Genomic DNA, 6,783 nt, shown 5'->3' on the forward strand with positions numbered 1-6,783 from the left:
CACTTTCTGGCAAGGAACATGGAATGACGGCGATCGTAAATGGAAGCGTGATTGTGAAGAAAAAGCCCAGCGGTAAGCGGGTGATTTTTGCGTCGGCGTTTGGCAATGCGCTCGAATTTTTTGATTTTGGCGTTTACAACTTTTTTGTGGTCTATATCAGTACGCTTTTCTTCCCGCCCAGCGCTGATCACAATGTCGCGCTGTTACTGGCATTTGCAACGTTTGGCGTGAGTTTTTTTATGCGCCCGCTTGGTGGAATTATCGTCGGGGCCTGGGCCGATCGTTTCGGACGTAAACCCGCGATGGTGTTCACCATTGCCCTGATGAGCCTCGGTACGCTGATGATCGGCATCGCGCCGACATATGCGACGGCGGGCTATTGGGGAACGGCGACGTTGGTACTGGCGCGTCTAATTCAGGGTGTTGCGGCAGGAGGTGAAGTCGGCGCTTCAATGTCTTTACTGGTTGAATCAGCTCCGGCAAATCGCCGCGGTTTTTACAGCAGTTGGTCGCTGGCGACCCAGGGGCTGGCAACGACCTTTGGTGGTGTTGTCGCTTTAGGTCTGAGCACTTGGCTACCGTTCGCCACAGGTTCAGAAACCGTAATGGCTGAATGGGGCTGGCGTGTGCCATTTTTTATTGGTGTGCTTTTAGCGCCCATCGGTTGCTGGCTGCGTCTGAGTCTGGAAAATGACGTACCTGAACCTGTACACAATAAAAAAGCTGCTGCCAGCGAAAGCGCGTTCTCTCTGCTCCTGCAACATAAAGCGACTATCATTAACGGTGTTTTACTCGCTATCGGTAGCACGGTAGCAACCTATATTTCCCTCTTTTACTATGGCACCTGGGCGGCGAAGTATCTGGCAATGCCTCAACACTATTCTCATGCAGCGATGTTACTGGCGGGGGTAATTACGTTTGTGGGCGCGCTGTTGGTGGGGATGCTATGTGATTCGGTCGGGCGTAAAAAGCTGATTTTAATCTCCCGTGTGATGGTGCTGATCTGTAGCTGGCCATCATTCTGGTTGTTGGTGAATTACCCAAGCCCCGGCATGTTGCTGACGGTGGTTTTCGTGATGGTCAGCTTTACCACGCTTGGTGGGGTACCGGTAATGTTGCTGATTTCCGAACTATTGCCGAAACGGATTCGGGCATTAGGCTTCGCGCTGGTTTATAGCATTGGTGTAGCAATCTTCGGCGGTTTTGCGCAATATTTCGCCACGCAATCCATCGTGTTACTGGATAGTCTGACGGCTCCGGCGTGGTATCTGGGCGGAGGCACGTTGCTGTCGATGCTGGCGTTATTGTTTGTAAAAGAACCGGCCAAAGAGTTGCAGTAAATGTGTTTTATTGCGCTACCGTTCATTCACAACACTGGAGCAATCCAGTATGTTCATTCTCTGGTATAGTGCCAGCAGTACTTTTGGCAAGGATTCAGACATCGTGATGGGCGTAAGAGCGCAGCAAAAAGAAAAAACCCGACGTTCGCTGGTAGAAGCCGCATTTAGCCAATTAAGTGCTGAACGCAGCTTCGCCAGCCTGAGTTTACGTGAAGTGGCGCGTGAAGCGGGCATTGCTCCCACCTCTTTTTATCGGCATTTCCGCGACGTAGACGAACTTGGCCTGACCATGGTTGACGAGAGTGGTTTGATGCTGCGTCAGCTTATGCGCCAGGCGCGTCAGCGTATCGCGAAAGGCGGGAGTGTGATCCGTACCTCGGTATCCACATTTATGGAGTTCATCGGTAATAATCCTAACGCCTTCCGGTTATTATTGCGGGAACGCTCCGGCACCTCCGCCGCGTTTCGTGCCGCCGTTGCGCGTGAAATTCAGCACTTCATTGCGGAACTTGCGGACTATCTTGAACTCGAAAACCATATGCCGCGCGCGTTTACTGAAGCGCAAGCCGAAGCAATGGTGACGATTGTCTTCAGTGCGGGTGCCGAGGCGTTGGATGTCGGCGTCGAACAACGTCGGCAATTAGAAGAGCGACTGGTACTGCAACTGCGAATGATTTCGAAAGGGGCTTATTACTGGTATCGCCGTGAACAAGAGAAAACCGCAATTATTCCGGGAAATGTGAAGGACGAGTAATGAAACAAGCAAATCAAGATAGAGGTACGCTGCTGCTGGCGTTAGTTGCTGGCTTATCGATTAATGGTACTTTCGCAGCGCTGTTTAGCTCCATTGTGCCATTTTCTGTATTCCCGATTATTTCCCTGGTGCTGACGGTTTACTGCCTGCATCAACGTTATCTTAATCGCACTATGCCGGTCGGCTTGCCGGGTCTGGCAGCTGCCTGTTTTATTCTCGGCGTTCTGCTTTATAGCACTGTGGTTCGTGCGGAATATCCGGATATCGGTTCTAACTTCTTCCCGGCTGTGCTGTCCGTCATTATGGTGTTCTGGATTGGCGCGAAGATGCGTAACCGTAAGCAGGAAGTTGCTGAGTAATCGGTAACATGCCGGATGCTGGCGCATCCGGCATGGGGTTTACTTCGCGGTCAGTAATACGCCGCACTCCATATGGTGCGTGTAGGGGAACTGATCAAACAGAGCCAGACGTTCAACCTTGTGCGTCTGGCTTAATGTTTCCAGATTCTTACACAGCGTTTCCGGGTTGCAGGAGATATACAGAATACGCGGATACGCCTGCACCATTTTCTCGGTTTCACTGTCCAGACCGCTGCGCGGTGGGTCGACAAAAATGGTTTCGCACTGATAACTCTTTAAGTCGATCCCTTGCAGGCGGTTAAACTCGCGCACACCATTCATCGCCTGAGTAAATTCTTCTGCCGCCATACGAATAATTTGTACGTTATCAATATGGTTAGCTGCGATGTTGTATTGCGCAGCAGCAACCGACGGCTTGGCGATTTCGGTGGCTAATACCCGATCAAAATTGCGCGCCAGTGCTAATGAAAAGTTACCGTTGCCGCAGTACAGCTCCAGTAAATCGCCTTTTGAGCCTTTGGTGACGTCCAGCGCCCATTCCAGCATCTGAATATTCATCGCCGCGTTTGGCTGGGTGAAACTGTTCTCCACCTGACGGTAGATCATCTCTTTTCCGGCGACCGGCAGACGCTCGTCGATGTAATCTTGATCCAGCGCGATTTTGGTTTTCGTTGCCCGACCAATCAGATGCACATTCAGATTCTGCGCGCGCAACGCATCGCGCAGGGCTTCCGCCTGCTGACGCCATTCGTCATCCAGCTTTTTATGGTACAGCAGAGAAACCACCGCCTGATTACTCAGCGTGGTGAGGTAATCAATCTGGAACAACTTGTGGCGCAGAACGGGATTATTACGCACACCCGCAATCATCGCCGTCATCAACTGGTTGATGAGTTCACTCGCGGCAGGGAAGCTATCCACGCGGATACGGCTTTTGGTTTGTTGATCGAAAATGATGTGGTACAGGTCATCGCCATCGTGCCAGATGCGGAACTCTGCACGCATCCGGTAATGGCTGACCGGCGAGCGAAACACTTCCGGAACCAGGTCAGAAAACGGTGCCATCATACTTTGCAAACGTACCACTTTTTCGGCTAACTGCGCTTCATACTGTTCTGTTGGAAGGTGTTCGGGGGTCATGATGTATCCTGAAAAATTAAAGTACGCGGCGATTGTAGGGATTGCTCATCAGATGTCCAGATCTTGATGAATTCCTATTTGTGAGCTACGTCTGGACAGTAACTTGTTACAACCTGTAGCATCCACTTGCCGGTCCTGTGAGTTAATAGGGAATCCAGTGCGAATCTGGAGCTGACGCGCAGCGGTAAGGAAAGGTGCGATGATTGCGTTATGCGGACACTGCCATCCGGTGGGAAGTCATCATCTCTTTGTATCTTCAGATACCCCTCCAAGCCCGAAGACCTGCCGGCCAACGTCGCATCTGGTTCTCATCATCGCGTAATATTGATGAAACCTGCGGCATCCTTCATCTATTGTGGATGCTTTACAATGATTAAAAAAGCTTCGCTGCTGACGGCGTGTTCCGTCACAGCCTTTTCTGCTTGGGCACAGGATACCAGCCCGGATACTCTCGTTGTTACTGCTAACCGTTTTGAACAGCCGCGCAGCACTGTGCTTGCGCCAACTACTGTTGTGACGCGTCAGGATATCGACCGCTGGCAGTCAACCTCGGTCAATGATGTGCTGCGCCGTCTCCCTGGCGTGGATATCACCCAAAATGGCGGTTCAGGTCAGCTTTCTTCTATTTTTATTCGTGGCACAAATGCCAGTCATGTGTTGGTGTTAATTGATGGCGTCCGCCTGAATTTGGCGGGGGTGAGTGGTTCTGCTGACCTTAGTCAGTTCCCTATTGCGCTTGTCCAGCGTGTTGAATATATCCGTGGGCCGCGTTCCGCCGTTTATGGTTCTGATGCAATAGGCGGGGTGGTGAATATCATCACGACGCGCGATGAACCTGGAACGGAAATTTCAGCGGGGTGGGGAAGCCATAGTTATCAGAACTACGATGTCTCGACGCAGCAACAACTGGGGGATAAGACACGGGTAACTCTGTTGGGCGATTACGCTTATACCCATGGTTATGATGTTGTCGCTTACGGCAATACAGGAATGCAAGCGCAGCCTGATAACGATGGTTTCTTAAGTAAAACGCTTTATGGTGCGCTGGAACATAATTTTACCGATGCCTGGAGCGGCTTTGTACGTGGCTATGGCTATGATAATCGGACCAATTATGACGCGTATTATTCTCCGGGTTCACCATTGGTCGATACCCGTAAACTCTATAGTCAAAGTTGGGACGCCGGGCTGCGCTATAACGGCGAACTGATTAAATCACAACTCATTTCCAGCTATAGCCATAGCAAAGATTACAACTACGATCCGCATTATGGTCGTTATGATTCGTCGGCGACTCTCGATGAGATGAAGCAATACACCGTCCAGTGGGCAAACAATGTCATCGTTGGTCACGGTAGTATTGGTGCGGGTGTCGACTGGCAGAAACAGACTACGACGCCGGGTACAGGTTACGTTGAGGATGGATATGATCAACGTAACACCGGTATCTATCTGACCGGGCTGCAACAAGTTGGCGATTTTACCTTTGAAGGCGCAGCACGCAGCGACGATAACTCACAGTTTGGTCGTCATGGAACCTGGCAAACCAGCGTCGGATGGGAGTTCATCGAAGGTTATCGCTTCATTGCTTCCTACGGGACATCTTATAAGGCACCAAATCTTGGACAACTGTACGGCTTCTACGGTAATCCGGATCTGGACCCTGAGAAAAGCAAACAGTGGGAAGGCGCGTTTGAAGGCTTAACAGCAGGAGTGAACTGGCGTATTTCCGGATATCGTAACGATGTTAGTGACTTAATCGATTATGACGACCATATCCTGAAATATTACAACGAAGGGAAAGCGCGGATTAAAGGTGTCGAGGCGACCGCCAATTTTGATACCGGACCACTGATGCATACTGTGAGTTACGATTATGTTGATGCCCGTAACGCAATTACTGACACGCCGTTGTTACGCCGTGCTAAACAGCAGGTGAAATACCAACTCGACTGGCAGTTGTATGACTTCGACTGGGGTATTACTTATCAGTATTTAGGCTCTCGCTATGATAAGGATTACTCATCTTATCCTTATCAAACCGTTAAAATGGGCGGTGTGAGCTTGTGGGGTCTTGCGGTTGCGTATCCGGTCACCTCTCACCTGACAGTTCGTGGTAAAATAGCCAACCTGTTCGACAAAGATTATGAGACAGTCTATGGCTACCAAACTGCAGGACGGGAATACACCTTGTCTGGCAGCTACACCTTCTGAACCACGTCCCACCGTGCTGGTGTTTGACTCCGGCGTCGGTGGGTTGTCGGTCTATGACGAGATCCGGCATCTCTTACCGGATCTCCATTACATTTATGCTTTCGATAACGTCGCTTTTCCGTATGGCGAAAAAAGCGAAGAGTTTATTGTTGAGCGTGTGGTGGAAATTGTCACCGCGGTGCAAGAGCGTTATCCCCTTGCGCTGGCTGTGGTCGCTTGCAACACCGCCAGTACCGTCTCACTTCCTGCATTACGCGAGAAGTTTGCGTTCCCGGTTGTCGGTGTCGTTCCGGCAATTAAGCCAGCGGCACGCCTGACAGCTAATGGCATTGTCGGATTGCTGGCAACTCGTGGTACGGTAAAACGTTCTTATACCCACGAGCTAATCGCGCGTTTCGCTAATGAATGTCAGATAGAGATGCTAGGCTCGGCAGAAATGGTTGAGCTGGCTGAAGCGAAGTTGCATGGCGAAGAAATCTCTCTGGATGCGCTAAAACGTATCCTGCGCCCGTGGTTAAGAATGAAAGAGCCGCCAGATACCGTTGTTCTGGGTTGCACCCATTTTCCTCTACTACAAGAAGAACTGTTAAAGGTGCTGCCAGAGGGAACCCGACTGGTGGATTCAGGCGCTGCGATTGCCCGCCGAACGGCCTGGCTGCTGGAACATGAAGCTCCGGATGCAAAATCTGCCGATGCGAATATTGCCTTTTGTATGGCAATGACGCCAGAAGCTGAACAATTATTGCCCGTTTTACAGCGTTACGGCTTCGAAATGCTCGAAAAACTGGCAGTTTCAGGCTGATTTGGTTGAATGTTGCGCATTCGGAAAATTATTTTAAATTTCCTCTTGTCAGCTCAGAATAACTCCCTATAATGCGCCACCACTGACACGGAACAACGGCAAACACGCCGCCGGGTCAGCGGGATTCTCCTGAGAATTCCGGCAGAGAAAAAGCAAAAAAATGCTTGACTCTGT

General features: G+C 50.6%; 6 protein-coding genes and 1 riboswitch. Of the genes, 5 read left to right on the forward strand and 1 reads right to left on the reverse strand.

Features of this window, described 5'->3' with window-relative positions; translation table 11 throughout:
* Positions 1–23: 23 nt before the first annotated feature.
* The 3 genes from FEK42_RS14750 (at position 24) to FEK42_RS14760 (ending at position 2,453) form a co-directional block, all read left to right on the forward strand.
* Positions 24–1,340 (forward strand): citrate-proton symporter, encoded by a 1,317-nt coding sequence (locus tag FEK42_RS14750; RefSeq protein ID WP_130206540.1) that lies wholly within the window; start codon positions 24–26, stop codon positions 1,338–1,340.
* Positions 1,341–1,443: 103 nt separating this feature from the next.
* Entirely contained in the window at positions 1,444–2,094 is a 651-nt protein-coding gene (gene fabR, locus FEK42_RS14755) for an HTH-type transcriptional repressor FabR (RefSeq protein ID WP_001309117.1), read from the forward strand.
* Complete coding sequence (locus tag FEK42_RS14760) at positions 2,094–2,453, forward strand: YijD family membrane protein (RefSeq protein ID WP_000806411.1); 360 nt, start codon at positions 2,094–2,096, stop codon at positions 2,451–2,453. The genes fabR and FEK42_RS14760 overlap by 1 nt, the downstream gene beginning before the upstream one ends.
* Before the next feature lie 39 nt (positions 2,454–2,492).
* Here FEK42_RS14760 and trmA read toward each other — a convergent pair whose 3' ends face one another.
* Positions 2,493–3,593 (reverse strand): tRNA (uridine(54)-C5)-methyltransferase TrmA, encoded by a 1,101-nt coding sequence (gene trmA / locus FEK42_RS14765; RefSeq protein WP_000187026.1) that lies wholly within the window; start codon positions 3,591–3,593, stop codon positions 2,493–2,495.
* A gap of 113 nt (positions 3,594–3,706) precedes the next feature.
* A riboswitch (cobalamin riboswitch) is annotated at positions 3,707–3,898 on the forward strand.
* 64 nt (positions 3,899–3,962) lie between these two features.
* Here trmA and btuB point away from each other — a divergent pair.
* The gene (gene btuB / locus FEK42_RS14770; protein ID WP_135493226.1) at positions 3,963–5,807 is read left to right on the forward strand and encodes a TonB-dependent vitamin B12 receptor BtuB; all 1,845 of its coding nucleotides are present in this window, start codon (positions 3,963–3,965) and stop codon (positions 5,805–5,807) included.
* Entirely contained in the window at positions 5,752–6,609 is an 858-nt protein-coding gene (gene murI, locus FEK42_RS14775) for a glutamate racemase (RefSeq protein WP_135493227.1), read from the forward strand. The genes btuB and murI overlap by 56 nt, the downstream gene beginning before the upstream one ends.
* Positions 6,610–6,783 lie beyond the last annotated feature (174 nt).

Origin of the sequence: Escherichia sp. E2748 (genome assembly GCF_005781125.1) — a bacterium.
Classification (GTDB): domain Bacteria; phylum Pseudomonadota; class Gammaproteobacteria; order Enterobacterales; family Enterobacteriaceae; genus Escherichia.